Genomic DNA, 26,558 nt, shown 5'->3' on the forward strand with positions numbered 1-26,558 from the left:
TTATAATTCCCGTGGAACGTAAGGGGCCAGTTGTTGAAGCATACTCGGCAGGTCACGCTGTTTGTCCCCGCGAAAATTGATTGCCCGCCAACCCGATGCCGTCTCCTCGGCTGTAAAGCCTGAAAGCGTCTGGCTCGCAAAAAGGCCCAGTGCAGCCAATAAGACCTCGCGGGTGCGCTCCCGGCGAACCACATGCCGATCAGCACAGACAGCCAAATCAGCCGCAACAACGCAGCCACCGCCGTCGAGGAGTCCAAAGGGAAAGACGGCATCCATGGCGTCAGACCCGATCTCCAGGCGGCCAGCCTGACTAGGGAACAACTGGACGCCGTCGCGACCATAGGTGCCCACGCGTCTATCCGCTCTTCCCGCCTCTTCGTAACAGGCGTATATGTCGCCAAAAGGATCCAAAAGATAGCAGTGTTCCTTAGCCCTCATGCAGTATTCCGCCGCCATTGGGCCAGGACCGGTTTCAGCGACGGCAAGACGGGCCAAGGCAGCGGCATGGCGCGTCACATCTGAACCAATGTGGTTGGCAAACCTCGCGAGATCTTCGGCCGAAACCATTTCTAGACCATCATCAAGGTGTTCACCCGGCACATTACGGATGGCTGCGGCATAGGGGTGGATGTTCTCCATGGCAAGCAAACCGGCCTTGTCTAGAATATCCAAAAGAGAATCCAAGGCTTGGCGGCGAGCTGGTTGCAAATGCAAGCGCAAGTCGATGGCAACGCCTGTCTGGCTGGCCGCCTCAACATGAGCCAATATCAAAGCAAACGCATCGCTTCTTGCTCGACCGTGGCCCTGGCCCCCAAAACATGCCGGGTCTGCATCCAAGGCGATTTGCAACCGGGAGATCGTTCCCGGCCCCTGTCCCAGGACATCCAGGTAGCCGGCCAGTTCCAAGCCATTGGTCACGGCCTCCACTTCGGCCCCGCCGGCTTTGGCGTGATGCAAAAGCCGCTGCACCGTATCCCGATGGCGGTTACGCAAAGGCTCGCCGCCGTACAGGACATAGCACATGCGATGCGCCGGCACGTCTGGGCACAATGCCGGTTGGACTTGACGCCAAATCGCATCGATGTCTTTCGGGGCAAGGCGGACATCGCCCAGTCTTGCACGGATATCTCGCTGAAAACAATAAGGACAGTCCAGATTGCAGGCATAGGACAACGCCAACATAAGATACCCTGTTTGGCGTTGAAGATGCCGGTTGAGCCAACGGATCATCCGAAAGTACTGCAAGAATAACGTCTTTTCCTCGAACAGGGACAGGGACGTAACATGGCCCCGCGCAGCAAGTCCTGCAAGGTGCTTCGAATAAAAACCTGACAGTCCAAGAGGTTCGTGCGAAAGCCGAGACTCCCAGGCATCGGCAAGCCAATGGCCAAAAGCGCCGGACACCACGTCCAAACAGCCGTTGAGCGTATGAAACAGGACAGCGCCGCCTTCGTGCCGCCGCAAAATGCTCAAAGCACTGGGACGCCATGCCGGCGCGACGCCCAGGGGCTCATTGCCGTCCGGGTTCATGCAGCCGACCTCCCTCCAGGATGCAAACTCGGGAGTGTTCATCAATGGCGTTCTCGGCGTGGGAAACAACGATCACAAAGCGGTCGCGGCAAACACGCCGTATTGTTTCCATGACGCGACTGGCGTTTTCCGCGTCCAAACCACTCGTGGGCTCGTCGATGACGATGATGTCAGCGTCCTTCACCAAGGCTCGGGCCAGGGCGATGCGTTTTTTCTGCCCAAGAGAGAGGTTGGAGCCACCTTGGCGCAGGTTCGGCCCGTCTTCTCCGGCGGCGGTGTCCTCGGAATCAAGGAGTCCTTGCAGTCCGACGCTGGCCAGCACTTGACGGGCTTGGGACGTCGATATCCAATCACGTCCCAAACGGACGTTTTCCACAAGGCTGTCGGCAAATACAAAGGGCTCTTGTTCCACGTAAGCTGTCATCCGACGTCTATCGGCCGAGGGCAAAGGCTCGCCGTCCAGCAGGATATCTCCTTTCTCCTGTTCGAAAAGCCCGGCGATGATCTTGAGCAAGGTGGTTTTGCCTGATCCGGATTCACCCATGATGACCAGCAGATCGCCTCGGGCCAAAGTCAGGGAGATGCCTTCCAATGCGCCTCGCTCCTGCTCCCCATATCGAAAAGACAGGTCGCGTAACGTCAGGTGCCGGCCTCCCGGAGCAGTGGTTTTGACCCCAAGCGATTCTCTGGGGAGGCGAAGCAGTTCGTTGACCCGGGTAAGCCCCACCAGCCCCCCCTGGGCGCTCACAAAGTATTCCACGGTCCGGCGCAGAGCGGGAAATAGGTAAGCCATGAAGGCCGACAAGGCCACAAAGGCCCCAAGATTGAAGGAACCACCCAAAATAAGAAAGGCGCATACCATAAGGATGGCCACGGGCAGCACGTTACTGATCCAGAGGATGACGGCGTAAGAGGCGGCTCGCATACGCATCATCCGGTCTGCCGCTCGGATGGAAACAGCGAAAGAGCGGGTGAAGCTGTCCGTGAGATAAATTTTCGAGTGCATCTTGGCCACTTCCGGGGCACCCAGAAGATTGCAATAGAGGCCGTTGTCCTCGGCTGTCGCGTCATAGAATGTATCGGTCAGCAGGCGTATGCGTTCTCCAAAGTGGCCCAGGAGAAATACGTAGACAGGGATGGCCGCCATGACCAGCAGCGTCGGTTTTAAAGCGATAATAGCCATGGCGACTAGACAAACCAGTACAGTGATGGCGTTTTCGCAAACGGAGATCAGGTTGTCATAGAAAGCGGACAAGGCCATGTCCGTATCGTTGAAGATTCGCGCTCCCAAGGCTGTGGGCTCTTCCTCCGCCAGCAACGCCAAGGGCGTCGTCAGCACGTGGTCGAGAACCTGCAAGCGCAGATCGCACAAAAGCATCCTGTATTGACGGAAGATGATAACCCCGTGCCAGTAGCTGACGCATCGTTCGAAGGTGACCGCCCCCAGGGCGAGCAAGCCATAAAAGACGATCTTCCAAGGATCACCCTGGACTTCCACGAGGTTGACGATGGCCTTGGAGAGCAGCGGCACCGGCAAGATGAGCGCGGTTGAGCAAAAAACGAGCAAGGCCACGCCGCAAAAGCTTCCAGGGTACCGGGCAATACAGTGCAGGGCGAAGCGGAGCCCCTCGTAGAGGGTGTCGCCGTTCTTGCCGGGATCGCTTGGCGTCCAAAACACATTGCGCTGCGTCATAGCGTCTCGTTCACGAGGTACATTTCCTGGCGGCCAGCCGCTGGGAGATCTCCGCTGCCGTGTAGGGGATCACCTCCGGCGAATCCGTGACCGCCAGATACGATTGGTACAGGCCGCCGCAAAAGGCCTTTATGGCGCACTGCGTGCAAACCTGTGCGTATGAACGTTCGTGGGCGTTAAGCGGTTGAAACATGGCGGCATCTTCGACTGATTCTGACAGATTGAAATCCTTGAGCCCAACAATGTTGAGCGTATTGGCTTTCTGAAAATCCAGACACAGGTGCTCCCGTCCCCGCAGCAGGCAAGGCGGAATGTTGTCCGCGTAGACAGCTTGGCCGTTTTGCAGCAAGAAATCGCAGGCAGCCAGCAAGCCAGGCAGGACGGCGGCATAGGGCGTCATGAGATCCAGGTATTTCTCATAGGAACCGGCCTGGATGACGCAGTACGAGAACAGGACGTAGACTGGCCTATAGGGCAAAAGAAAACGGGCCATGGACTCCAGGCCGTTGCAGTTATGGGCATGAATGACGTGAACGAGGGTCAGGTCGAGGTGGACGTGCTCCCGCAGGGCAAGAATGTTGGCGAGGCCTTCTTGCGTTTCCCGAAAACTGCCGGACACACGAGTGACCGCGTCATGCAAGCCGGCATGGTCCGCATGGACCGGAACATGGAAGTGATCCACTCCTGCGGCGACCAAGGCTTCGAGCCAGCTCCTATCCCGAAGGGCGCGGCCGTTGGTCAGCACACTGACGCCCAGACCGCCCTGACGCAGCCGACTTGCAAGCTCCGGCAGATCGGGCCGCAATGTCGGCTCTCCGCCGCTGATGCCGACCCGACCTAAGCCAGAATCGACGGCCACGGCCAAAGTGCGCGTCACGATTTCGTCCAGGGAGGGGAGATCCTCGATCGCTTGCGGCTTGTCCTTGTCGTAGCAATAGAGGCAGTTGTTGTTGCAGCGTAGGTCTGGAGCGATGATGACGAAACCCGTCGGGCCGGAAAGCGCGGATGCGTCAGGCATGGGCTGTGTCCTGTTGCGCCGGCGTCGTCGCCGTTTGGATCATGGCGCGCATTTCATCCATGGAAAAGGGCCGCAGATCGTCACGGCCAAAAGCTGCGAGGTGCGAACGGTAGACGCCGCCGCAAAAAGGTTCCAGGACACAACGTCCGCAGGGAACCGGCCGGGCGCGTTGTCTGCTTTTGATGGATTGTTCGAGCCCCTCGAAGGACGGGAGCCCCCTGTCGCCGGCAGCTTTTAGACCGTGAACACGTAGCCGGTTGTACTTGTGGAAGTCTAAACACATCGTTTCCAGGCCGCGCATGGCGCAGGGAGGAACATTCTCCAGGTAAACGGGCATATCCGCCGCAACGATGGCCGGCAGGGCTGCTTTTAGGGCATCAACTGTCTCCTGGAACGGCACGAGCAGTTCCTGCTGAGACTCGGGAGATTCATTTTCCACAATACAGGACGAAAAAAGAATGTAGTCCGGCATGAAACGCGCGGCAAAATCAATGAACGCCGCCAAGCGCTTTACGTTTCCCGTGTGCACGACCTGGACAATGGAGAATTTGAAAATGCTTTCCCGCCGCAGCGCCATGATATTCTGTATTCCAGCCAGTGCCTGCCGGAAGCTGCCCTGGCTTCGCGTGGTGGCGTCATGGCGGTCCTCCTGGTCCGCATGCAGGGGAATGTGGAAATGACCGACGCCGGCCTCGACCAATTCGCGCAACCGATTCTCGTCGGCCATAGTTCGGCCGTTTGTCAGCAGACATACGGAAATTCCGGCCTCGGTCAATGCCCGGACGTAAGACGTCAGATGCGGGTAAAGAGTTGGTTCTCCACCGCTTATCGCTACACTGGAGAGACCAGTACTGCGCGCTAAGCCAATGGTCCTGTCGAACAGTTCGTCTACGCTTGGCACAGCGCGAAAGGCATTGTCCCGATAATTCTCGTAGCAAAAAATGCAATTATTGTTGCATAAAAGCGTTGGACTGATGACGATAAAACCTTTCCGTGAGCCCATCGAGAGGAGAACTTGGTCCATTTCAGTTTCTCGGCGCTAAGCACTTGTTATGAAAACAGCGCCACCCCACCCGAACCATCCAACCGCCCCGGACAGAGAGGCACCGCCGGGAAAACTTGTCCGGCGGCACCAACTGGAGACGGAGTAGGCACAGCAGCCAATCCTGCGAACAACCGAAAAAGCCAAGCAGAAAGTTATAAGCAAAAGCCTCTCCAATAGTTACTTCGGCCTGGGCTTAGACTTCTTCTTTCCACCTCCGAAATCACCGCAGTAATCTCGATAAAAAAGGATCCGAGGATCAGCTGTGCCGAAGATTGGCAGCAACTCTTCAAGCGTTAACTCTTCCTTGCTCTCGTTCTGCCCCGCTGCGATCCCCACTTGAAGAACAGTCTGGCGCTTCTTTTCCATGACATTCTCCTTTTACAAAACAGGTTCTTTACTCCTACCATCAGTTATCGCCTAGGAGGCGAATACTGTCAACCCCGCATCGATGCCACGTTCATCAAACACGACACTTTCTGACAATCACTTCCGCCGCAGCCCTCAACCCCTGGCCCCGCCCCAAGCCCCTGCCCCGGACAGCCCCCAGGCGCGCGATCTCCTCCCCTCCCTGGGCCGTTTCCAAAGGCCCAGGGGCAAATCCCCACCCATTCCCCAAAAACAAAGCGCGGCCCTTATGCCGACCGCTAGAATACTACTTTGAACAAATGAGCATCTATTAGACATGGGGAGGGTCGCAAGGCCCTCCTTTTTTTGGTTCTTCACCTTACGTAACCGAAAAATTCGACAAGCTTCCGCAGCCGAAACGCGAATATCTGCTCCAACCTTTTCGCGACGACGAATTTGTGGACGACAAGACCGAGAATACCATAGGGCATGGCGTAGTGGACGATATCGGTCATCTCGACACCCTCGCCCACTTCACGGAAATGATGCTGGTGGTGCCAGAACCGGTACGGGCCGAAACGCTGCTCGTCCACGAAGTAGTTGGGCGCGACGACATGCGTGATCTCCGTCACCCAGCTCATGGGTAAGCCGGCAAGCGCCTTGATCCGGTACTCGATGATGCAGCCGGGATACATGCACGGCGGCACCTCCGAGCGGATGTCGAAGCAGAGCCAGTCCGGGGTGATCGCGCCCAGATTTCGGGGATCGCAGAAAAAGGTCCACGCATCGGCAAGCGGTATCGGCAGCACCTGGACCTGCTTGATCTGGAAAATTTGCACTGCCATCAGTTATCCTTTTTGTTCAAGGAGATATTTTGGCTAACCATACTCGTGTTAGATTTCGCATTACGCCCTGCCATCGACATAAACAGAGCCGAGTAATCTCAGAACTTGTGAAAAACACTTGCCCCGGGCATTCACTTCAGAGTATTTAAAAAGAGTTGTAAACTGCCTCAAACATGAAAAATTTGGCCACCACAGAAACTTGGGAGTAGCTTTTGGAATTCAAACTATTCACAGGTCTTGCACACAACATTTCACTGCTTTTAGCGGTGGCCCTGCTCTTCGACGTCACAGCGACTCGCTGGAAAATCGGAGAAGCAAAGCCACGCCAATGGCTTGTGGGTCTCCTGCTCGGAGCAGTCGGCCTCGTGGTCATGTCTACGCCCTGGACATTGATGCAAGGGGTGGTTTTTGACACCCGTTCAGTACTCCTCGGCATTTCGGGGCTTTTCTTTGGTTTGATTCCCACGACCATCGCTGTGGGAATCACCGCAGCCTACCGCCTTCACCAAGGAGGTCCCGGAGCTTGGACCGGCGTCTATGTGATCCTGGCATCCGGAGCGATTGGCATTCTGTGGAGATATTTCCGACGCAGCGGCCTTGCACGCCTTTCTTTTGGGGAACTCCTGATCTTCGGCCTGGCTATCCACTTGGCGATGCTAGGGTTGATGCTGACCCTCCCATCGGACATCGCTTGGAATGTCTTGTCGAAGATTACCCTGCCGGTGTTGCTGATCTATCCTTTGGGCACGTCCCTTTTGGGAAAGCTCATGTCATCCCGGGCCGCTCGAGAAGAGGAGAAGGTCAAAACCCTAGAAAGCGAGGAAAAATATCGCGCTCTGTACGCCTCGGTCATGGACCCAATCCTTGTCGCCGAGACGGATACAGGCATCATCGTCGAGTGCAACCCCGCCGCCGAGGAACTATTTCATCGGTCGCGCAAGGAACTGCTGGGGATGCATCAAAGCGACCTTCATCCGGCCGGGGATGTCGTTCCTCACACAAAGACGCCGCAATTCTGTCGACAAGTAGCATCCCCTGACCAAGTCCAGGAAGTCCGCTTCAGCCGGTCTGACGGCGATATCCGAACAGCCTTGGTTCGTGCCAGCGTTTTTCATCTGCAGGGGCGGGCGCTCATCTTAGGTGTCTTTCACGACATCACCGAACGCAAGGCATTTGAAGAGGCATTGATCAAATCCGAGCAAAAATGGCGTCATGTCCTGCTCAATACCCCGCAAATAGGTATCTCTCTTGACGTCAAGGCCAAGGTCCTTTTTGCCAACCAGTATTTTCTTGACCTGACGGGATGGCGCGAAGAAGAGATCTTGGGGCTAGATTGGTTTGATCTTTTCATCCCGACCGACGTTCGCGAGCAAGTCCGAAGTGTCTTTAATGCCGTCATGTCACAGCAGCACATTCATGGTTTCTCTACATATGAAAACGAAATCATGACGCGCTCTGGAGAAAAGCGTGTCATCTCTTGGGCAAACGCCCTGACTTTGGACCACAAGGGCTACGTTATAGACGTCACCTGCCTTGGCGTGGATGTGACTGAGCGCCGCAGAGCTGAGCAGGCTCTTCGAGACAGCGAAGATCGCTACAGACGCCTAGTCGAGACCGCAAACGAAGGCATTTGGTCAATCAATGCCGAGCATGTGATTACACTCGTTAACCACGCCATGGCCGAAATGCTCGGATATGAAGTCAAAGAAATAATAGGACACAAGGTAGAAGATTTCATTTTTCCAGAAGAGCTTGACCAGCATACTGAAAAGATGCAAGCCCGGCATGCCGGAGCAAGCGACATATATGAACGCAGACTGACACGCAAAGATGGATCTATTCTTTGGACTATTGTTTCTGCAAAGGCCCTAACAGACGACAAAGGAACCTTCCTCGGCGCGTTCGCCATGTTCACAAACATTACCGAGCGCAAACACATGGAGGAGAAGCTACGCGCCAACGAGTCACGTTTAATCAGCCTGGTCGAGGTTCTACAGCATCCATTCACTGAACCTCAAGAGTTCCTCGACTTTGCCCTCCACGAAGCGATCCGTCTCACAGAAAGCAAACTCGGTTATATCTACCTCTACGACGAGGAAACTGAGCGCCTCACCCTGAATTCTTGGTCAAGGGACGTCATGCATGAGTGCACAATCGTAAAACCCCATACCCACTACCAATTAAAAGGTACCGGGGTGTGGGGTGAAGCTGTGCGCCAACGATCACCTATTGTCATCAACGATTTTCAAGCAACCCATCCATTGAAAAAAGGCTACCCTGATGGCCACGCAAAGCTATATTCCTACATGACTATTCCCGTTTTCAGGGAAGGAAAAATCGTTTCTGTCGTGGGAGTCGCTAACAAGGAAGGCGAGTACACCGACACCGACATTTATCAACTCAGCCTGCTCATGGATGCTGTATGGAAGGTGCTCGACCGCGAAGAAGCCGAATCAACTCTTCGTGAAAGAGAAGCACAGTTGGCCTCCCTGAGCGACAACCTCCCCCAAGGCATGGTCTATCAGCTAGACAGTGGAACAGACGGCACCCTACGCCACTTTACCTATTTGAGCGCGGGGGTCATGAAACTCCACGGAGTCTCCCCGGAGCAGGTTTTGGCTGACGCAAATATTCTTTACAGTCAAATTATTGAAGAAGACAGGGCGGCTCTAGCTGAACGAGAAAACCAAGCTATACAAAGCAAGTCGACGTTTAGCGCTGAAGTTCGCATGAAAATGCCATCAGGCGAAATTCGCTGGCATCTTCTCACCTCAGCGCCGCGACGCATGCTGAACGCCCACACCATTTGGGATGGCGTCGAAATCGATATCGATGACCTCATGAAATCCAAGGAAGCTGCAGAGAACGCCAACCGCGCCAAGTCCGAATTCTTGGCGAACATGAGCCATGAGATCAGGACACCGCTCAACGGCGTCTTGGGCATGCTTCAGCTTCTCGAGACAGCCCCTCTCGGCGCAGAGGAAAAAGAGTATGTCGACGAGGCAATTACAGCCTCAAAACGATTGACAAATCTTCTTTCGGACATCCTTGATCTCTCACGAATTGAGGCTGGAAAACTCAACATCAGAATTGACGAGTTCTCTTTAGCGGACATGTTCGATTCCGTTGACGGACTACTCGCAGCTACGGCTCGTAAGAAAGATTTGGAACTGCGCTTCTTCCTTGATGAACAATTGCCTTCATTTGTTCTCGGGGACGAGGTTCGGCTCAGACAGATACTCTTTAACCTTGTCGGAAACGCGATAAAGTTTTCTGACCAAGGAACTATTTGCGTCCAGGCCTACCTGCTGCCATTTGCAAAAGTTGCACAAGAACGAATCTTGTTCATGGTTAGCGATGAAGGCATTGGAATCAACGACGAAATTCTTGGACTTATTTTCGAGCCTTTCTCACAGGGTGAGGGGAATTACACTCGCCGTTTTCAAGGAGCAGGACTTGGACTTTCCATTGTCAAACGACTTGTCAGTCTATTAGAAGGTGAAATTGCCATCGATAGCGCTCCAGGGCTGGGAACGACCGTTTACCTGTCATTGCCTTTTGGGGCTTCAAAAAAGGCAACCGGAGCCGTTTCTCTCCCAAATATACCTTTGTCTTCGCATCCTTCCCCTGCCCACTACAAGGTTTTGCTTGTGGAGGACGAAGACATCAACGTTGTCACTGTCAAGGCATTATTGAAAAAGCACGGCTACGCCGTCATTGTCGCCACGGACGGACAACAGGCCATAGAAGTTCTTTCAGAAAAGGACATAGACCTTGTTTTGATGGACATCAGGATGCCCATCATGGATGGCGTGCAGGCCACCTTGGCAATTCGGTCAGGAAAAGCAGGGCATGACAAAAAGGATGTTCCCATCATTGCCATGACGGCTTATGCCATGGCTGGAGACCGTGAGAAGTTTCTTGCGGCGGGAATGAATGACTACATCGCCAAACCTGTGGACATACAAGACTTAAAAGAAGTCATCAAACGAGTTCTTGGCCCCAGATGATCGAAGACCACCGGAAACTTGAAGAGAACAATCTCTAATGCTATACTATCACCATGTTGAAGTTGCTCAAGCAGGAAAAACCCTGGGCCATCCTCAAGGTTTCCCGTCGTCAGTACGAAACGAAGTGACCTTGGGTTACTGCGAACGTACCCCGCAAGAAATTTGAAGAATTACTCGCCATGCTGCCGGAAGGATTCATTGACCACTGTCACCGCGATGCCGAAGCTGAAAGGTTGGTCGAAGCGATCTTTGGAAAGGTTGAGTAGGCGATCAACGCCGCCAACGCCTACGGTCGGCAACATACGTCCCCTCTGCGGCAAGGACCTTGACGATCGGAATGTCGACTTCTTCTCCGAGTCGTTCCCATTCGTCAGCGTTCCTGGACGCGAAGATCGTGCTGAGTTCCCCGGCCGTACTCACCCCGCCGAGATAGGCGAACAGCCGCTCGCGGAAACGTGGCTCCAGGGCAGCAACAGCGACGAAACCGTCCTTCGCCGGATAGATATTGTATTCCGGCGATCCGCCGCCGAACAGTCCGCCAGGACGGGTAAGCCCGTACCTCAAGGGGGCGGCCGCCTCTAATGCGGCGTCCGACAGCACCACCTTCGCAAAGCCGCTTCGCCCAAAACGCTCGCGCGCGAACAACAGCCCAAGCGCTGTGGAAACAGCCCGCTCCGCGCCAGCCATGTCGGCCAGAAGCGTGCGGGGCAGGTTCGGCGGATACAAAAGCCCAAGGGCCGCCTGATAGGTAAGATCGTGACCAGCCACGTCGCCGCGAGGCTCCGGGTAACCAAAGATGGCAACCTGACAGAGGGTTGGGAACCTCGGGTGCAGCGTTTCCCAGTCGATATGCAGCCTGGCGAGCACCGATGGGCGGTTGGAAGTTATGAGCAGGTCGGCTCCGGCGAACAGTTCGCCGCATCGCGCTTGCCCTTCCGGCGTTTTCATGTCCAGCCGGACAAGTTCCTGCCCTGCCGCCATTTCCCGGTACCATGCGGCGCTGTAGAGTTCCATGGGATCGCCGGCTGGCGGTTCGACCTTGATCACTTCTGCCCCCATGTGGGCGAGGCGATTCGCCGCCAGGGGGCCAGGGAGATTGAGGGCAAGATTGACGACCCGAATGCCGCGCAAGATATCCATGGCTCACCGATCCTGCTCTTTTTAGCTGATCTAGTCGCTTTGACAGGATAAAGTCCAGAAGCGAAGTGCGGGCTGCAATCTGTCTTCCCTCAAAACCGTCTGGGAGGACCAAGGGAGAATCCATGGACCGCGACGCCTTGATCGTGGCGCACCGCCTGGGAGACAGCGAAGTCCCCCCGGATCAGGATTATGCCATCTGCCTGATTTCCCCCCAGGATGCGCTCGGTGTCGCCCGGCTGACCTACAGCGTCTATGGCGACCAACATCCCTTCGATTACGTTTACGATCCTTCCGAGATCGCCCAACGGTACGCCTCGGGAGCCCAGCACGCCGTGGTGGCCAAATCCAGTCAGGGCCACGTGCTCGGCATGATCGGCATCTACCGATGCTCGCCCTGGCCGCGTCTGTTTGAACTTGCCCAGCTCATGATCCTCAAAAACCAGCGCAGCAAGGGCATGGCCCGCGATCTCTGGCTTCAGGCCATGGAACGGCTGCCAGGCATGGCACAAGCCGGGGCGATTTTCGGCGAGGCCGTGTGCACCCACACCTTTTCGCAGCGCATGTGCGAAACCACCGGCATGATTCCCTGTGGCATAGCCATGGACGCCATTCCTGCCAAAGCCTATTCCGACGACTACCGGCACGGGGACCGGACGTCGCTCGTGTTGACCGTCAAGCCCATGCTCTTCACCCCGCAGACCGTCCACCTGCCCGCCGCCTACCGCGCGGCCTACGTCGACTTTTGCGCCAGGGCCGGCCTGAACAGACAGATCGAAGACTTTTCCCAAGCGACTTTGCCCGAGTCTTCGCGGGTCGAGATCATCGATTTCGAGAAAGCCGCCTGCATCAAGGTCTGGGTTCACGAGCCGGGTCGCGATCTGGAAAGGATCGTGTCCGACCTGGAACGCAAGGCCGGAGACGACGGCATCGTCCAGGTGATTTTCGATCTGGGGCGGCCGGATGCTCCGGCGGGAATAGCGGCGCTCAATTCGCGGGGCTATTATTTCGGCGGCTTCATGCCCTACTGGTTTGAGACGGACGCCCTCATGTTGCAGCGTCGCAGGTCACCGTCGTCATTCCAAGATCTTCGGCTGTACGGGGACTCAGTCCAGGCCGTCGTCGCCCTGGCCGAACGCGATCAACGCCGCGTCACGATGAGCCAGGCGGGCTGGGGCAAGGCTTCAAAGGGATAGCTTGTTTTTCGGAGGGACAGACATTTTTCGATGAAACCAGGGAGCACGTTGAAGCCCAGGTTCCCCTCGAAATCGCGAACGCACTGAATTTCCACGAGCCTTCTCCGACCCCCTGACATTCGGACATTGGGTCGCCCCGGATAACCATTTCCCAGGAATCCCAGGCCAATAGGTTATCCACCCGGTTATCCAACGAGAAAAGGGGCTACGGATTGGCTCCGTAACCCCTTGAAATCTCTGGTCGGGATGAGAGGATTTGAACCTCCGACCCCCTGAACCCCATTCAGTTCGAGCGGCTTTCCCGTAGTTTCCCGAATCATCCCAAAAGCCTTGACATCACTGACTTCCCGAGTGATTCACTCTTACCGGACTTTCCCCCGAAATACCCCCCTTTCACCTTAAAAGTGGGGACAGGGTGGGGACAGGACGGGACAGAGAACGACCCCCTGATAGTCGAACAAAAAATCAGGGACCACCCCAGGCCCATACGCCCGGAGTGGGGACAGCATTGAAATTGCAGCTTAATCCGGTCGAGCACAATGAAAAACCGGCCCAAAACGGGGACAGGTCCGAATTCACAGGACAAATCACAAGCCCCGCGCGCGAGCACAAGCATGAAATGGCATCAAACCAGCTTCCCAGGCGTGCGCTACCGGGAGCACCCCGAACGCAAACATGGCATCAAGCCTGACCGCTACTTTGCCATTCGCTGCCAAGCGGACGGCAAACGCCGCGAGGAAGGCCTTGGCTGGGGCTCCGAGGGCTGGACCGCCCAAAAGGCCGCCGTGGTCCTGGCCGATCTTAAAAAAGCCCACGTGACCGGCGAAGGGCCTAAAACCCTACAAGCCAAGCGCGACCTCGAAAAGACCCGGGAGGAAGCCGAGGCCCGACAAAAAGCCATCCAGGAGACCGAGGCCGTCACGTTCGGTTCCATCTTCGAAGGCGTCTACCTGGAGAGCGCCCGGCAGAATAAAAAGCCGAACTCTGTCCAAACCGAGAAGGGCCTTTTCAAAAAGTGGGTTGGCCCGGTCATTGGCGACGTGCCCCTGAAAGACATTTCCCCGTTCCATCTGGAGCGGATCAAAAAGAACATCGCCGCCGCCGGACTTTCGGCCAGAAGTGCCCACTACGCCCTTTGCGTCGTGCGCCAAGTCTTCAATTTCGCCCGGGACCGCGACATGACCGCGTGCGTCTCGCCCACCAACAAAGTCAAAGCTCCCAAGACCGACAACCGCCGCTTGCGGTTCCTGACCCGGGAAGAGGCCGCCAAGCTCCTTGAGCACTTGGCGAAGCGAAGCCCCGAACTGCACGCCATTTCCCTGGTCTCCCTGCATTGCGGCCTTCGCGCCGGGGAGGTCTTTAGCCTCATGTGGTCGGACGTGGACCTTGACCGGGAGACGCTTACCCTTCGGGACACCAAAAACGGCCGAACCCGCATCGCCTACATGACGGGGCAAGTCCGCGAACTTCTCGCGGCCAGACCACGGGGAGGGCCCGGGGATGCCGTCTTTCCCGGCCGGGGAGGTGTTCGCCGCTCCTACGTCTCCAACGCCTTTGAACGCGCAGTCAAGGACCTCGGCTTTAACGAGGGCATCACCGATTCCCGGCAAAAGGTAGTTTTCCACTCCTTGCGCCACACGTTCGCGTCCTGGCTGGTCGAACAGGGAACGGACCTGTACAGCGTCAAGGAGCTTATGGGGCATCGCACGTTGTCCATGACGGAACGCTACAGCCACCTTTCGCCGGACAGCCTGCGCCGGGCCGTCAAAGGGCTCGAAACCGGCAGCGCGGCCCGAACTGAAGAAAGCAAGGTGGTAGGCCTGGGCGACGGGCACAAGAGGCGGCAAACCTCATGAGGCCCGAAGCATTCACCAGCCAGGCTTCCGGCCAGGTCATGCGCGTTGGCCAGGGCGAAGCAGCCTACCACGCCTTTGTTCCGACGCCCTTGCCTCCGGCCTTCGGCTTGGACCCTGAATTGATTTTGACCCTCTCCGATGCAGACCGGGCCTTGGGCGAGCTGGCGGGGCTTGGCCGGGCCATCGCCAACCCGTCCTTGCTGGTCCGCCCTTTCATGCGCCAGGAAGCTGTCCTGTCCTCCCGCATCGAAGGCACTCAAGCCGATCTTGCGGACCTCTACGGCTACGAGGCCGGCCAACTGCTGTTGCCGGGCGTGCGCCCGCGAAAGCAGGCGTCCGACGTGCGGGAGGTGTTCAACTACGTCCAGGCCATGGAATACGGCCTGGAACGCCTGGAGACCCTGCCTTTAAGCCTGCGTCTTATCCGCGAAGTCCACGCCCGGCTCATGACAGGCGTTCGCGGGGACACGGCAACGCCCGGCGAGTTTCGACGTTCACAAAACTGGATCGGCCCGCCCGGCTGCCTCCTTGCCACGGCGAGTTATGTTCCGCCGCCCGTGCCCGAGATGACCGAGGCCCTGGCCGCTTTCGAAAAATACCTGCACGAAGGGAACGCCTACCCGCCCCTGGTGCGGCTGGCCTGCATCCACTACCAATTTGAGGCCATACACCCGTTCATTGACGGCAACGGCCGCGTCGGTCGGTTGCTTGTCCCGTTGCTCATGGTCTCGTGGGGACTCTTGCCCCACCCGCTTTTGTACTTGAGCGTCTACTTCGAGCGACGGCGAGAGGATTACTACCGGCTGCTCATGGCTGTCAGCACCCACGGCGACTGGCGGGCCTGGATAGCCTTTTTCCTGCATGGCGTGGCTGACCAAGCCCGGGACGCCGTTGCCCGGGCCAAGCGCCTGCAAGACCTGCAAGCCGGCTGGCGGGACACCCTGCAAAAGGAAAGGGCTTCGGCCCTGGTTCTGCGTCTGGCCGATGCCCTCTTTGACCAACCCATTTTGACCATCCCCGTGGCGGCCGAGGTCCTGGGCACGTCCTATCCCTCGGCCAAGGCCGCCGTAGCCAAGCTGGAAGCCATCGGAGCCTTGCGCCAAGTGACGGCCGAGGGCACGGCCAAGACCTACGCGGCAACGGGCATCCTGGACATTGTCGCGGGTGACAACAAATCCGCCAATTAAAGGAAACTGCCTTTTTTATTAACGCAAGCGTTAGCGATTAAAGCAAGCGTTAACAAACGACCCCACTTTTCCCCGGCCTAGACCCGGCCTCGCGAACCGGGTTGAAAGGCCGTCTTCCTGAACGGCTTGGCCGGGGATTCATGGCAGGAGCAAGCGACGGGAGGCTTGGAGGATGGAATTGCAATTCGGAATGAAATTCGAGGAGCTTCAATTTACTCCGCCAATCTTATCGCTGTCTGGCTATGATTTTTGCGACTCGATGCTATCTGCCTGCTATTTATTATCAACAATGTGCTTTCCTAGTCCAGAAAGCGAAAGACTAAGAAAAAAATCCACAGCATTATTGTATGCCTCCATGGTTTCAGAATCGAATACCTCCGATGTCTTTGCTCAAATGCATTCAAAAGTCGATGCCAACTTCATCGAAGCACTAATATCCCCACCTCCAATAGACATTGATGGGTTATTTAGGAGCATGAAAGAATCCCAAAAAGAAGGCCTCATAGCCGGCGAAATACTTCACAAAATATACTGCATGAACAAGGCCAACGTAATTCAGCCAAGCTACAACAAGGCCAGGGCTTTTATTCAACATGACGCCGAAAAGAACAATCTACAAATAAGCCACTCAAACTCGACCATAGACCGTATTTGGTCAAAATATAAGAATGTTTCTCATCTTTGGACAGCCATGCAATATCTAGAACCACACAAATACGTTGATGGCCCTCCCCCAATAACTGCACTTGTTGGCGAGGAAAATATCGTCACACTACTCAGCATTGCCGAACACTTTAGATTGTTTGGAGAAAACTACGTCACGCACAATACGAACGCAAATTCCCAGAGACCTATGTTTGAAACAGGCGAGGCTTGGCGTCCCGCCCCATGCTTCCCACTCCTCCACTTAGACTGGGAAGCATGGGGTGAAGGTCAAAAAATAATCCCCGACCTCACAGAAAAGCTAAAACACTTTAAAAACAGAAGAAAAAGATTAAAATAGACGTACCCTCACAGCCTATGAAGGTACCCGCACAGCCTTTGCGGGTGATTTTCGTCTACACCCACATGTGATTTTCCCTGGGACAACCTAATGATTGGAGGTTGTCCCATGTCACACGATCCCACCGTTACCGACTTCCTTGCCGACTTTGAGAAGGAATGCCCGCCCCTGGTGCGGCGCACCGACCTCAAACAGTTCGGCTTTCCGCTCACGCCCCAAACACTCGCCAACCTCGCGGCCTTAAAACAAGGCCCCCCGCTCTTCAAAGTCGCCGGCCGGGCTTGCTACCGCCGTGCCGACCTTGTCGCGTTTCTCCGGGAACGGACCACCAGGGCTTTATAGCCACTGACCACAAGGAAGCTCCGCCCTCTCAATGCACCGGGCAGGGGCAAAACCTGCAATTCTCGAAAGCCTTGGAGCAGGTCAATGGCCGGACCATCGAAGAAAGACCCCCAGGAGGCAGCGCGCCGGGCCTCGGCGCGGGCCGAAGCGGGGAAAACCAAGCACGCCAAACCACCAGCCAAGCCGAAGGACGTGGTCTTCCCCGTTGAAGAGCTATGGCGCGCCGTCTCCGAAGAAGAGGAAGTGGGGCTGGCCAATCTCGGCGTCAAAGCGCTTAAAAACCGCTTTGCCTACGACATGCAACGCGGCGTTTTCCTCGAACTGACCCCAGGCGGCGGTTTTTTCGCCGAGGACCACGCCGGGCAAATCAAGGTGGCGCTGCAAAAAGCCTTGCGCCCACAGCTTGAGCAGCAGCGGGACGCCCTGACGACGGAAGCATATCGGCAGGATACCAGCAAAGAAGATCGAGGCCGGGCCGAATTTGCAAGGAAGAAGTATATTTCCGCGCTCAAACGGCTTTCCGGCAAGCACAGCCTGGACAACCTGACGGATTTGATGCGCACGGGCCGGGACTCCCTGGCCCGGGATAACGCCGATTTCGACCGGGACCCGTGGGCGCTGCACTGTCTCAATTGCCGCGTGGATTTGCGGACCGGGCAGGATCGTGAAGGGCAGCATCAGGATATGAGCACCAAGTATGCCCAGGCTGTATGGAGGGGGCTGCACTACGAGCATTCTGCCTGGAACGCTTACATAGAAAGCCTACTTCCGGCCGACATGGCCGAGTATCTTCAACAATTCGTTGGCTATGCCATTACAGGCATACAGCGAAAGGCCTTTGCCATTTTCTTTTCCAAGTTCAGCGACTCAGGGAAGACGCTTCTTCTGGAGACGTTCAAAGCCGTCTTCGGCAACTATGCGGGGATGCTTCCGGCCGCGCTGTTGATGGAGGACAAAAAGGGCAAAGGCCTTGGCCCGACGCCCGAGCTGGCCGCGCTGCAAGGGCTGCGGATGGCCTTCCTGTCCGAGTCGGGCAAGTCGGATCACTTCGAGGTCGCCCGCCTAAAATGGCTGACCGGCGGGGACACCCTGGTTGCCCGGGGCCTTTTCGCCAAGCCTGTCACCTTCGAGCCCACGCACACGCTCTTTCTGGCGTCCAACCACTTGGCCCGGATCGGCATTGATGAAGACGCCATGTGGGGCCGCATCCACGTGTTCAAGTTCCCCTACGCTTTCAAGGACCACCCGACCAAGCCGCACGAAAGGCCGATTAATCCTGACCTCAAGGACCAGTTGCGCCAAGAGGAGGTCAAAAGCGCCGTTCTGGCCTGGGCCGTCCGGGGCTGTATCGCCTGGCAAGGGAACGGACAGAAATTCAATCCGCCCCTTTCATCACGGGAAGCCTTGGAAAACTACAGGCTTAACGAAGACTATCTTGAGAGTTTCGTCCGCGCCTGCTGCCTGATCGGAAAGGACCACCGGGAACAGGCCAAGCCCCTGCATGAAGCCTACTCGCAATGGCACGTGGAGGAATTCGGCTCAAATTCCAAGCCCCTGGGAAGACGGAAGTTTTGCGAAGCTATGGCCGGGAAATTTGAGAAGGATGACGATGGACGCCACCACTTCTACCTTGGGCTTCGGCTGAAAAGTTCTTTTTGAGGCTAATAGCATGAAATATCAATCTGTTATCCCTACTACTGACGATGAAAGACCGCGTGGGGTCGGGTCGCAACTCTCGAAGTCTCGCCAGATTAGATCAATGAAATCAGCAACAACGAATTTCGACTTTCTTTCACTTCTCTCTATAGGAGAGAAAAAGGGAAAAAAGAGATGGGGTATATATATAAGAAAGGGGTGCACAACTCTCGAATGTCGCACATCCATTAATAACAATAGGTTAAGCACTCAACATTTCGACAGTCGCGCCCGGCACGCTCTTCCAGCCTTACCCGAGAATCAGAGGTAACAAGCTTATGTCAAACGACATTTTGAGCTTGTACCAGGGCATGGGGTTTACGGCCAAACAGAAGACCGCGACCGAATTTGCCGGCCCTTGCCCGGCCTGCGGCGGTAATGACCGCTTCTGCATCTGGTGCGGCGGCGAGGGCAAGCACGGCCTGGGGCGATTCTACTGCCGGGGCTGCGGGCTTCAGGGCGATGCCATCCAGTTCTTGCGAGAGTTTCAGGGCTTCGGCTACGGCAAGGCCTGCCGCGAACTTGGCCTGACGCCGGCCGCGCCATCCGGCAGAAGCGCCGCCCGTGAGCCAGACGCACCGACCCCGGTCACGCCCGCGTGGACGCCCAAACCCGGCGAACTGCCCAACTCACGATGGCAAGCCCAGGCGCGGAAGCTCATCCCTTGGGCCGCGCGGCAACTCCAAGCCACGCCTGACGCCCTGTCCTGGCTCTTGGCCGAACGCGGATTGACCCCCGAAACGGCCGCCCGCTTTCATGTCGGCTGGCTCCCCGATGACCTTTACCGTGACCGTACCGCCTGGGGCCTGCCCCAGGAATTCAAGCCGAACGGGAAGCGCCGCATGTTGTGGCTCCCCCGTGGCCTCGTGCTGCCGGTCCTCGACGCCTCGGGCAAGCCGGCACGCATCAAGTTTCGCCGCCCAAACCCCGGCCAGGACGAGCCCAAATATCTTTACCTGCCGAGCCTGCCCAAGAATACCGCGCCCTTGACCATCGCCGGCACGGCCGCCGCCTGGATCGTGGTGGAAAGCGAACTGGATGGGCTCCTTCTCGCCCAGGCAGCCGGCGACCTTGTCAACGTCCTGGCCCTTGGCTCGGCGTCCTTGCGTCCGGACGCCGAGGCCCACGCCCGCCTTGAAACGGCGGCGTTTATTCTTGTGTCCCTCGACGCCGACGATGCCGGCGACAAGGCGGCCTGGACATGGTGGGCCACCCACTACCCGCCCGAAAAGCTCCGCATCTGGCCCGTGCCCGAAGGTAAAGACCCGACCGATGCGTGGCGCGCCGGATGGGATTTGCGCGCCTGGATCGAAGCCGGCCTACCCCCCCGCTTCATGCCGACGCGGCCGGTCAAAATCGCCGCCCCCGCGCCAAGGCCCGAGCCAGCCCGGCAAGATGAAGAGGCGCAAGAACCACGCCAGGCCCCAGCCCTGAACGCCATCGCCCCATGCCCTCACCGCGACGATACCCCCGACTCGCCGCCGGCATTGGTCAACGCTCCCGGCCAGAATGCGCACAGGCGGCTTTCCCGGCCGCGAAAATCAAAACCGACCCCGGACATGGTCCGCAGCTACAAAAGCGGCCGTCGCTGGATTCTGGCCCATCTGGACGCCTTGCTTGCCCATGGCTGGACACGGCCCGGCCTTTTCCGCGCCGGCCAGTTCAAATTTCCGTGCGGCGGCTGGGGGCTGGCTTGGGCCTCGGCCTGGGGCAAGCCGAACGTCGGTAGCGTGACCATCGCCGAGGACGGGACCGTCGTCTTTGAACTTAACGAGGCCGGCCGCGTCGTGCGGCAGACCGTGCAAGCAAAATAAAGAAGGTCATATGGGACAAGTAGTTTTACAGCGAACCGGGAAACCCACAGTTGTGTTCAATGGGAAGCGAATCCTTTTTGAAGCGGCTACAATCGGCTGCTCTTCCTTTGAGTTTCACGCCTATGTCTCTCGTTCCCCTGTCAAGTGCCATGTCCTGTCCATTCGAGAGAAGAGCCTTTGCCGTGACCAACAAGATATTACGGTGTTCGATGATTGGGAATCTCTCGAAAAGGCACTTGCTGCCGCCCGAGGCATGACAGCCATGTTTCGTGTGGTCCTGAAATTGACAATGGGACCGGAAGGCTCCCAGCAATGTGCAATCTGCCCCCGGGGAGGGAAGTGACATGCCAGCAAAAGCCGCGTTGCCGCCCACCATTGAGGACATACCGCAGCTTCTCAACCCCCAGGCCTGCCGGGACTGGCTCTTTCGCCAACTCCACCCGTCTGGCCCCGCCTGCCCAAGCTGCAACCGCCCCATTGAGGACACCCGAGCCGTGCGCCGGTTCTTCGCCGGGCGCATGATCCAGTGCGATGCCTGCGACACCCGGTTTACCCCGATCACGGGGAGCGTCTTTTCCGGTTCGCAAATGTTCCCGGAGGACATCGCGGCCATGCTGGTGCTTTTCGGCATGGGCCGGCGAGACGCCGACATTGCGACCGCCCTTGACCTCAACCGCTCCACGGTCAGCCGTTGGCGGCGCGTCCTCAACGATCACGGCGCGGGGATATGATCCGGCAGCATGGCCCGGCAAGGACAGGGGCCGGCACTCTTCCCCGTGTCGGCGGCCAGGGGTTCGGGCATCGCCACGGCCGGCAAGCTTGGTGCAACATGCACAAGTCGATAGTCATTTCCATTTTTCCACGCCATTTTTTCCACATCACAGCGGCGACCCTCGGGCTGCTTTTGACCCCTGACGAAACGCCTCCAGGAAGGACCCACGACATAGCCGCACCGATGTCTCCTCTTTTCATTCTTTGCGTAGCGGTCCCGGGAGGCAGGAGGCGCGGAGTTGAGCGGAATATGAACCCGTTTATTTCTAACGGGACGAGAAATAGGGCGGGGCCGTGGCCTTGGTTTTGGCCTGGACCAAAACCTCATGCTGTCTTGAGAGGAAAACAAGGAAAAAGCAGTAACAAGCAGCTTTGCCAATTAAGAATCTTTCCAAAGGCCCCAACAGACATCAATAGTGACCCAAGACAGAAAATCATGCAAACGCAACAAAAAAATTCAAACCGAACACCAACCGAAGAGAATAGCTGCACAAATTGCAGCACACCCGGACAATCCCCCTAAGAAACAAGACTAGCCAAATCAATCCCTTCGCTATTTAAACAAATTGCAAGAGATCGTTTCTCATCTGGACTTACACTTCCAAAACATTCTTTATAAGACCGAGGTATGTCTTCCGCACTCAAAGACATTAAACTATAAAGTTTCGAGTAAAAAAACATTAGATCGAGGCACCCAGGATATAACTTGTCGTCCACTGTCACGAAAGATGTCTGGAGCAATTCTTTCAGAAGTCCCTTGCTTTGACTTGATAGCAAATAAAACATACTGTAAAAAGAAGAGATTGTCGCCCGGTTAACCCACGGGTGCGGGCTCAATAGACCCCATTGCATGTTCTCAAAGATCAATTCAGGAGGTTGCTTAGTCAAATTTAATGACTCAAAGAAAGCAACCTGTAAACTTGCGGAAGAAAAATTCTTTAAATTATTTGAAAACTGAACAAACATTTCCCTGTTTAAAGCAGAGAGAATACGACTCATTGCAAACGTTGTGTCATCGCGCCAAGTTCCATACAGCAAAGAGTGCACCCATTTTGATAATCCAGACGTATGCAAAACACCTCTAGGCGACAAACCCTTCACAATATCAAGAAAGTCAGAATCATAAGACTGCACAAGTTCAATACCAGAGTCATTTAAAATTTCCTCAACATCGTTTGAAAAATATATACTCAAGTGAAGCAAAAAATCATTCTTTTTTCTTGAGTCTTGAAGACAAGGGCAAGCCAACATCAAGTCAATCGCCTCTTTCAAAAATTCCTTCGGCATACTCTTATAAAAACGTGCCCATACTTCCAGAGCACCCCATGTAGTATTTGAAAATGCCGATAGAAATAATCTAAATTCCGCCTCAACAAAAGAAGATAATTTGTCTGTATAGTACAACAACACGAGCCATTTCAACTCTACCGGCACAGATCGTGTTAAAATTTCTAAATAAGACTCTCGCATGTCTAATTCAGGCAAATATCTCGACCCGATCACGCCTATACATTGGTTTGTCCAATGACTTGTTGGACTCAAAAGTTTTCCACAGAATGTTTTCTGCTGTTCTGTAAGATACTTTATTGACGCCAAGGAATTTCCAATCGCTCTCCTTACATCCCACAGCGATTCTAAATTATCTTTTAAATAAAAGTCTAGAACGCTAAAAAAAACTTTTTCACCATACAAAGGCAACGAATTCCAAATATTTTTTCTTTCACACCGCGAAGAGTTGCGAATTTTATCGGCTAACATTTGCTCATTATTTTCATCAACACCCATCTCCTCCGACCTACTATTTAAAACGACATCCTTTACTCCATCAGGTAAAAAAATCAATGGTGTTTGATCTAGGCTATCTTTTTTTGTCATTTCCTCAGCATAATCAAAAATAAGCGACAAAGAAGCTTTCGCATCTTCTCTTGTGGAATATATCGACTTAGCAAGGTATTTTGTAAACAAACTGCCTTCAGAGTCAAACGCAGCCTCTCTATTTTTTGCAGCCGAAGTAATTATTGCCGTAGCAGACCTTTTATAACCATCAAATTCAGAAACAGCACCAGCCAGCCCTGAATAACAACAATCCAATATAAAAATCTTAGATTTGAAGCATGCTTTCAAAAAAAGTAAGTCTAACTCCTCCGGTGTCACAGAGCCGCTGAATTTACCTTCTTCATAATCATGCAATTGAATTTCAAGACGCGAACCAATCATGTCCCCATGACTACTTACATATAAAACAAAAATATCATCTGCCGACAAAGAAGCAGCTTGCGCTCCCACGGCAGCAACAAGTATGCTCCTAGTAGGATTCACAAGAATGTGACTTCTCAAATGATCAAAGTCACCATAAAAAGATTCCGAGAAAGCATTATAAATCAACTCAGCATCTTTAATTGCACAAGGCAAAGCAAGGTGGCCTCCACAGACGCAAGAAGCCACCCCTACAGACAACAGTCGAATCATTGTTTAATAATGATTGTTGAAATTTCTTTGGCTGTAGTGACTTGAATATCAACAGGGTTGCCATTGATGGCGATCTCAATTTTTACGTCATTTTGAAAAAACGACTTCGCTAACTGCTTAAGAGTTGAGGAAATTATGTTCGCGAAAACACCCGATACTGTGCCAACAACAAGGGCAGTTAAAACTTCTCCTTTTCCTTCCGACGGTATAGATTCTCTCTTTAAATCCAAATCGGGGATCTGAGACTGCAATGAATCTGCAAGGTGTTTAAGAAAATTTGAAGTATCCAATGAATTAGAAACACTTTCGATCTTCATCTGAATGTCTCCTTTTTTCAGAATCTATGACTCGAGTTAAGAACGACTGCCCTTCCAACTGCCGGAGAGGAAAAGATGCTAAATCCTGATTCATAGCTATTCTCAACAGTTTTTTGTCGAAAAAATAAATCTTGATCCAGCACCCAATATGGCCCATAAACTAGTCGCGGACGGCTTATTATTTTTACTTTTCCTCGACAACCGCTTACTTGCTTAACAAATCGATCAAACTTATCATCGGCCACTTGATAGCCTTTCATACTACAAACGCGCCGAAAATAGAGCGGTTGCAAAAGACACCACTCTTTAGGGGCGATCCCCTCTATCATTTTCAAAAGACTGCGCCATTGATTTGATTCTATAAATCTATTTGAAACAACAGTATTAACCCTAAGATTATAAGAAGACGTTCCCCCTAGAACATCTAACAAAGTGCGTATTGTCTTCCAGTATCCATCGCCACGCAAGGCATCTTGCTGCTTTTCATTACTACTATCAAGGCTAATAATTATTCTAGCAAATTTACTTTTAATTTCGGATAATCTCTTTAATTTATCCAACGTAGAATATCCAGTTGTTGTCAATGTAGTCTTTATCCCTTGCGATTCTAAACCGTTGACAATGTCAAACAAATCATAGTTCAATAGAGGTTCTCCGCCAGAGAGATCAACCTTCAAAACTCCCATTTTTTTAGAAAGCCGTACTATCTTTTCAATATACTTGGCAGGAAAATCTTTACCAGATTTCCTCGCAAAACAATAAGGACAGCGCCATGGGCACCTATCGGTAATATGCCACACAAAGAACGGCAAAGGAGAAGAGATATAGCTACTCTCTCCCGAGAACCAATCCAATTCATTGGTTTCTTCATTATATTTAACCATTCAAGCAAAACACCATTTTCACCAGCTTCTTTACATCATTGAATATATCTTCTCTAGGACGCAACTTTCCGTCAGCAAAAGCATTAACAAGCTCAATATTCGACGATTCGTTGGAGAGTTGAATATAAAATTCTCTTGCTCTCTCCAGAAGAGACTTGTCACGCTCATAAATATCATGACTCTCTTCAATATAATCTCGTTGCCCCTTCTTGGTAACGTTGCTCGAACTCACAGCCACGGACACATCAAATACTATATACAAATCAGGCATCGGAATTTTTAAATGTTCATGCTCCAATTCTGCTACCCATGCTGGCATGAGTAAAGTATCATTCGCCCTTAGCGATTGATATACTATAGTTGAGAGGGTAAATCTATTCAGTATTAAAAAGTCATACGGAGGATGCCAGAGATGACGATTGGTGGCCATAGCCTCCCATCGATCAAGCGCATACCACAGAGCCATCGATTTTGGTTCAATAGCGCCTATTTCCTTTTTCACGTCTGCCAAACGCCGACCAATTTCAACGCCAAAAAAAGAGTCATACACAGGAAAAGATAGAGAGCCAACTTTATGGCCTCTTCCTTCGAGATATTCACACAACATTTTCGTTTGGGTAGTTTTCCCGGCTCCATCAATGCCTTCGAGGCAAATAATTTTTGTCATCACTTATACTCAACAAGATTTCCGATGACATGACAGGTCACATACAACTGGTTTAAGACATCTTCAGAAATTTTGAAATTTTCATTTGCTAACGACTTGATCTTTTGACGGCGCATATCCACTGGATATAAGACGATTGTATCAACACTATTCAAGACAGTGCTTGCAACGTCACACAAATCTTTTAAGCTTAACTCGCCAGAATTAGATTCGGAAACACTTCGTGCGTCATCATACCATTTGTTCAAAAGAGAAACTTCTTCATTGGTCAACAACATCTTCAATTTTTCTTCAGTTAAACCACCTGACGCAAGACATGTCCAGTTCTGGAATAATTTATCTTTTAAAGCGCTCACAGGGAAACCTCCTAACCCGATATAATGGGTTTTAACCACTACAGCCCCCCAATTCCCGGTATCCAGATACTAACCTACCGACTCGGCAATCAGCAAGATGAACGCTCAAAAATGGGGACAGGGTGGGGACAAAAATACTCCGAACAGAAAAAAGGGTTAGCCTTTTACGGGCTAACCCTTTTAAATTCCTGGTCGGGATGAGAGGATTTGAACCTCCGACCCCCTGAACCCCATTCAGGTGCGCTCCCAGACTGCGCTACATCCCGACGCGAGGAGCGGAAACTAGAACCCATTTCGCGTTTTGTCAACGCTAAAATTTCCGGCCCGCGAGAATTCCTTTTCCGGACACGCGTTGCCTCGCCCTGCCAGCCCTGCTAC

21 protein-coding genes and 1 tRNA gene are annotated in these 26,558 nt (G+C 54.1%); 9 read left to right on the top strand and 13 right to left on the bottom strand.

Translation table 11 applies throughout. The features are described from left to right. From C3Y92_RS16275 to C3Y92_RS16300, 6 genes are all read right to left on the bottom strand, one after another. Complete coding sequence (locus C3Y92_RS16275; RefSeq protein WP_165352135.1) at positions 1–1,530, bottom strand: 4Fe-4S cluster-binding domain-containing protein; 1,530 nt, start codon at positions 1,528–1,530, stop codon at positions 1–3. Further along, a complete protein-coding gene (locus C3Y92_RS16280) occupies positions 1,511–3,223 on the bottom strand; it encodes an ABC transporter ATP-binding protein (protein WP_129354299.1) in 1,713 nt (570 codons plus the stop codon). The genes C3Y92_RS16275 and C3Y92_RS16280 overlap by 20 nt, the downstream gene beginning before the upstream one ends. 10 nt (positions 3,224–3,233) lie before the next feature. Continuing rightward, entirely contained in the window at positions 3,234–4,241 is a 1,008-nt protein-coding gene (locus C3Y92_RS16285) for a radical SAM protein (protein ID WP_129354301.1), read from the bottom strand. Beyond that, positions 4,234–5,265 (bottom strand): radical SAM protein, encoded by a 1,032-nt coding sequence (locus tag C3Y92_RS16290; protein WP_129354303.1) that lies wholly within the window; start codon positions 5,263–5,265, stop codon positions 4,234–4,236. The genes C3Y92_RS16285 and C3Y92_RS16290 overlap by 8 nt, the downstream gene beginning before the upstream one ends. A gap of 198 nt (positions 5,266–5,463) precedes the next feature. Further along, entirely contained in the window at positions 5,464–5,652 is a 189-nt protein-coding gene (locus tag C3Y92_RS16295; protein ID WP_129354305.1) for a hypothetical protein, read from the bottom strand. Positions 5,653–6,005: 353 nt separating this feature from the next. After that, positions 6,006–6,476, bottom strand: a complete 471-nt coding sequence (locus C3Y92_RS16300) for an SRPBCC family protein (RefSeq protein WP_129354307.1) — start codon at positions 6,474–6,476, stop codon at positions 6,006–6,008. A 212-nt stretch (positions 6,477–6,688) separates the two neighbouring features. Between C3Y92_RS16300 and C3Y92_RS16305 the strand changes: the two genes are divergently transcribed. Then, positions 6,689–10,486, top strand: a complete 3,798-nt coding sequence (locus tag C3Y92_RS16305) for a PAS domain S-box protein (RefSeq protein WP_129354309.1) — start codon at positions 6,689–6,691, stop codon at positions 10,484–10,486. A gap of 270 nt (positions 10,487–10,756) precedes the next feature. On the opposite strand, the gene C3Y92_RS16310 is transcribed toward C3Y92_RS16305, so the two are convergent. After that, a complete protein-coding gene (locus C3Y92_RS16310) occupies positions 10,757–11,626 on the bottom strand; it encodes a CoA transferase (RefSeq protein WP_129354311.1) in 870 nt (289 codons plus the stop codon). 122 nt (positions 11,627–11,748) lie between these two features. Between C3Y92_RS16310 and C3Y92_RS16315 the strand changes: the two genes are divergently transcribed. From C3Y92_RS16315 to C3Y92_RS16350, 8 genes are all read left to right on the top strand, one after another. Beyond that, complete coding sequence (locus tag C3Y92_RS16315; RefSeq protein ID WP_235669515.1) at positions 11,749–12,819, top strand: GNAT family N-acetyltransferase; 1,071 nt, start codon at positions 11,749–11,751, stop codon at positions 12,817–12,819. A gap of 614 nt (positions 12,820–13,433) precedes the next feature. After that, complete coding sequence (locus C3Y92_RS16320; RefSeq protein WP_129354315.1) at positions 13,434–14,675, top strand: tyrosine-type recombinase/integrase; 1,242 nt, start codon at positions 13,434–13,436, stop codon at positions 14,673–14,675. Further along, positions 14,672–15,862, top strand: coding sequence for a Fic family protein (locus C3Y92_RS16325; protein WP_129354317.1), 1,191 nt, complete (start codon positions 14,672–14,674; stop codon positions 15,860–15,862). The genes C3Y92_RS16320 and C3Y92_RS16325 overlap by 4 nt, the downstream gene beginning before the upstream one ends. Before the next feature lie 172 nt (positions 15,863–16,034). Then, a complete protein-coding gene (locus C3Y92_RS16330; protein ID WP_129354319.1) occupies positions 16,035–16,865 on the top strand; it encodes a hypothetical protein in 831 nt (276 codons plus the stop codon). Between the two features lie 108 nt (positions 16,866–16,973). Beyond that, positions 16,974–17,207 (top strand): hypothetical protein, encoded by a 234-nt coding sequence (locus C3Y92_RS16335; RefSeq protein WP_129354321.1) that lies wholly within the window; start codon positions 16,974–16,976, stop codon positions 17,205–17,207. 84 nt (positions 17,208–17,291) lie between these two features. Beyond that, positions 17,292–18,866 carry a DNA primase family protein gene (locus tag C3Y92_RS16340; protein ID WP_129354323.1) on the top strand — a complete coding sequence of 525 codons (1,575 nt, stop codon included), beginning with the start codon at positions 17,292–17,294 and terminating at the stop codon, positions 18,864–18,866. Between the two features lie 314 nt (positions 18,867–19,180). Beyond that, on the top strand, positions 19,181–20,716 hold the full coding sequence (locus C3Y92_RS16345; protein WP_129354325.1) for a toprim domain-containing protein: 1,536 nt from the start codon (positions 19,181–19,183) through the stop codon (positions 20,714–20,716). 344 nt (positions 20,717–21,060) lie between these two features. Continuing rightward, a complete protein-coding gene (locus C3Y92_RS16350) occupies positions 21,061–21,447 on the top strand; it encodes a helix-turn-helix domain-containing protein (RefSeq protein ID WP_129354327.1) in 387 nt (128 codons plus the stop codon). A gap of 559 nt (positions 21,448–22,006) precedes the next feature. On the opposite strand, the gene C3Y92_RS16355 is transcribed toward C3Y92_RS16350, so the two are convergent. The 6 genes from C3Y92_RS16355 to C3Y92_RS16380 all read right to left on the bottom strand — a co-directional run bounded on the left by C3Y92_RS16355 (position 22,007) and on the right by C3Y92_RS16380 (position 26,446). Then, positions 22,007–23,956, bottom strand: coding sequence for a caspase family protein (locus C3Y92_RS16355; RefSeq protein ID WP_129354329.1), 1,950 nt, complete (start codon positions 23,954–23,956; stop codon positions 22,007–22,009). After that, entirely contained in the window at positions 23,953–24,273 is a 321-nt protein-coding gene (locus tag C3Y92_RS16360; RefSeq protein ID WP_129354331.1) for a hypothetical protein, read from the bottom strand. The genes C3Y92_RS16355 and C3Y92_RS16360 overlap by 4 nt, the downstream gene beginning before the upstream one ends. A 17-nt stretch (positions 24,274–24,290) precedes the next feature. After that, complete coding sequence (locus C3Y92_RS16365) at positions 24,291–25,157, bottom strand: radical SAM protein (protein WP_129354333.1); 867 nt, start codon at positions 25,155–25,157, stop codon at positions 24,291–24,293. Beyond that, positions 25,150–25,824 (bottom strand): dTMP kinase, encoded by a 675-nt coding sequence (locus C3Y92_RS16370; RefSeq protein ID WP_129354335.1) that lies wholly within the window; start codon positions 25,822–25,824, stop codon positions 25,150–25,152. Before C3Y92_RS16370 ends, C3Y92_RS16365 begins: the two co-directional genes overlap by 8 nt. Further along, entirely contained in the window at positions 25,824–26,180 is a 357-nt protein-coding gene (locus C3Y92_RS16375) for a hypothetical protein (protein WP_129354338.1), read from the bottom strand. Before C3Y92_RS16375 ends, C3Y92_RS16370 begins: the two co-directional genes overlap by 1 nt. A 189-nt stretch (positions 26,181–26,369) precedes the next feature. Beyond that, positions 26,370–26,446: transfer RNA gene (locus tag C3Y92_RS16380), tRNA-Pro, on the bottom strand. Positions 26,447–26,558 lie beyond the last annotated feature (112 nt).

Source organism: Solidesulfovibrio carbinolicus, from assembly GCF_004135975.1.
Lineage (GTDB): Bacteria > Desulfobacterota > Desulfovibrionia > Desulfovibrionales > Desulfovibrionaceae > Solidesulfovibrio > Solidesulfovibrio carbinolicus.